The organism is Aliivibrio sp. S4MY1 (assembly GCF_028765545.1).
Classification (GTDB): domain Bacteria; phylum Pseudomonadota; class Gammaproteobacteria; order Enterobacterales; family Vibrionaceae; genus Aliivibrio.
The window spans coordinates 1-2,739 of the sequence record NZ_JARACP010000047.1 but is presented as its reverse complement, the minus strand read 5'-3'; the positions used below and the strand labels follow the sequence as shown (position 1 = coordinate 2,739).

The window sequence follows — 2,739 nt, the reverse complement described above, 5'->3', positions numbered from 1 at the left end:
ACGATCTGAAAGATAAAAATCTCGCGCTTGGGATCTCCACCAATGACACGGTCAACAAGCGAGAGAATGCCGCGCACGCGAATACCAACGTGACCGACCGAGAAAATCAAAGGGCCATTCAAGCACAAAAAATAGCACCGCTGACCACTCAGGTGGTCAAAAATCAGGCGCAAGTGGCATTAACAATTAAATCAGAAAAACCCGTCACGATAGATAGCGTTGCCCACGATAAAGGACTGGATTTGAGTGTAGATCTGGGCAATATGGCCTTGAGTTATTAATGGTAACCGGAAGTATTCACTGTCAATAAAACAAGCTGACCCTAGGGTAAAACAAAAGGCGAGTCTTATTTTTAGGCAATATTAAAGAGTGCACTCAATGTCTCTTATTGAAAAAACACCCCTCGCTGCTATTGGTGTGCAGAGCTACTGTTCTTACACCCTCAATTAGCAAGGCAAACGTCATGATCTCGATTAAAGAAGGCCAAGAAGCCATTGTTGAACACATTATGTCAGTGGCATCACGTTACCCGATAGCCCCTAAAAATATTATCATTCCAAACCAAAGTCACGAGCACATTGCTCTCATCTTTGAGCAACTGATCTTTTTTGGTTATCTTCACCAGTTAGATAATGGCGAATACACTCGAACATGAAAATTTAACTGTATAAATATACAGCGCGAACTAACATTGATATAATACCCTCAGTTTTTATGCCTTGAGTACCTGAGACCCAAATGACGATTTGGAGAGGAAGCATATCAACCTACACAGCCACTTCCTGTGGCTGTGCTTCTTTGCATTCAAGGCTCTATTTTATTGGAGTATAAAATGCACACAACTACCCTGCACAACGGACAGCTGCAACTTATTCATGCTGATTGTCTTAACTATCTTAAAACCTTGCCTGATAACTCAATAAATTTAATTTTAACTGACCCACCTTATTTTCAAGTAAAGAAAAACGCATGGGATAACCAGTGGCCAAACATCGAAACTTTTCTTGCGTGGCTTGATGAGGTGTCGGTTGAGCTCTGGCGCGTATTGAAACCCTCAGGCAATTTATACCTGTTCTGTGGTTCAAAGTTAGCGGCTGATACGGAATTGCTTATCCGTGCACGGTTTGATGTGTTTAATCATATTGTGTGGGCAAAACCCTCTGGCGTGTGGAAACGAACGCACAAACCCCACTTACGCTCTTTCTTTCCGGCAACTGAACGCATTATCTTTGCGGGCCATTATGAGTCAGAAGGGTTTGCGAAAGGATGCAGTCAGTACGCGACTAAATGTACCGAATTAAAGAAGACCGTCTTTAAACCGTTAATGGATTACTTCAAGAACGCGAAAGATGCACTCAATATTTCAACAAAAGAAATCAACCAAGCCACCGGCACGCAAATGTGCTCGCATTGGTTCTCATCGAGTCAATGGAAACTGCCAACGGAAGCGCAATATAGACAACTGCAAGAATTGTTTGCATCAAAGAGTGGTCAGCTATCCAAAACGCACTCTGAACTCACCAATGAATACCAAGTATTGCACAGTGAGTATGGAAACCTTGTCAAAGAGTATGACGAACTAAAGGCGGAATATGAAACGCTAAGACGACCATTTAACGTGACAGCGGAAGTACCTTATACTGATGTGTGGACGTTCGCGCCGGTGCAATATTATCCAGGAAAACATCCCTGCGAAAAGCCTGCGGATTTACTCGAGCACATCATTGAAAGTAGCAGTCGAGAAAATGCGGTGGTACTTGATGCGTTTATGGGCTCAGGTTCAACAGGTAAGGCGTGCCTAACGTTAAACCGACAATTCATTGGGATTGAGATGGAAGAAGATACTTATACAAAAACGGTAAGTGAATTTACTGAGCTAACAGAATAAATTAGAGTAAGGCTTCCCTATAGAACCCCCTTTAATTCTGAAAACTGGCTTATAAATTGATGAGAAACACGGAGATGGAGTAGCGTCGTTTAAGAGGCTTTAAGCTCTTAGCGGACGTTTTAAAGTTGTAAAAATGTTCGTTTTATCGATGGGATAAAAGAAATCGAGACTCATCATCAGGTTGAAGCAATGATCTCTGTACACCAGATTTACTATAGCCCCTCAATTTAACACTCTCATCTTAATTTACATCATATTCAACATTTAACCATTGATTTATAGATAAAAATATATCTCTTAATTAGAAGAATTAATAAAAAAACATGTAATAATAATTAGTCAAACCGTTTTTAATTTAACATTACCATGACATTAAAGTGAAATATCATGCACTATATTTACTTAATCTCATTTTGAAAATTATTTACGTTATTTTATTAATGGAATGCTTATCCATTAACAATTACCGTGTTAATTTAGAGTTTACGATCTAAATTAACACGGTAAAATTTACCATTAAAAATCATTATGATTAATAATAATTTTTTCATTTTACTTCTTATCTGTTTTAACTTTATATTTATTAATAACTATCATTCTAATTAAAAGAGTTTCATTATGAGGGTTAATCTAGCATTTGATATAAATATATCAATTAGGGATCGTATCAATATAATTTTAGATGCACTTGAGTATTTCTATATGTCTTTTTCAGGAGGTAAATACTCCGGCATACTTTTAAACAATTTTATAGAAGAATCAAAAAAAAACCAGCCCGACCAGATAGTTCATTCTTAATAAATATGAGGCATGATTATTTCTATGAACAAAATTCGTTATCAGTTAGTATT

3 protein-coding genes are annotated in these 2,739 nt (G+C 37.8%); all 3 read left to right on the top strand.

The genetic code is table 11. The annotated features are described in order from the left end of the window. Positions 1–281 (top strand): hypothetical protein (locus PVK71_RS20175; RefSeq protein ID WP_274421109.1); only part of this gene is annotated, 281 nt, incomplete at its 5' end. Between the two features lie 182 nt (positions 282–463). Beyond that, positions 464–655 (top strand): hypothetical protein, encoded by a 192-nt coding sequence (locus PVK71_RS20170; protein ID WP_274421108.1) that lies wholly within the window; start codon positions 464–466, stop codon positions 653–655. 177 nt (positions 656–832) lie between these two features. Next, positions 833–1,888 (top strand): DNA-methyltransferase, encoded by a 1,056-nt coding sequence (locus tag PVK71_RS20165; protein ID WP_274421107.1) that lies wholly within the window; start codon positions 833–835, stop codon positions 1,886–1,888. The last annotated feature ends 851 nt before the right edge of the window (positions 1,889–2,739 follow it).

Bases quoted from the DNA above. Each gene is read 5' to 3' on its own strand.
- PVK71_RS20170 (WP_274421108.1), top strand. From the start codon at position 464: ATGATCTCGATTAAAGAAGGCCAAGAAGCCATTGTTGAACACATTATG.
- PVK71_RS20165 (WP_274421107.1), top strand. From the start codon at position 833: ATGCACACAACTACCCTGCACAACGGACAGCTGCAACTTATTCATGCT.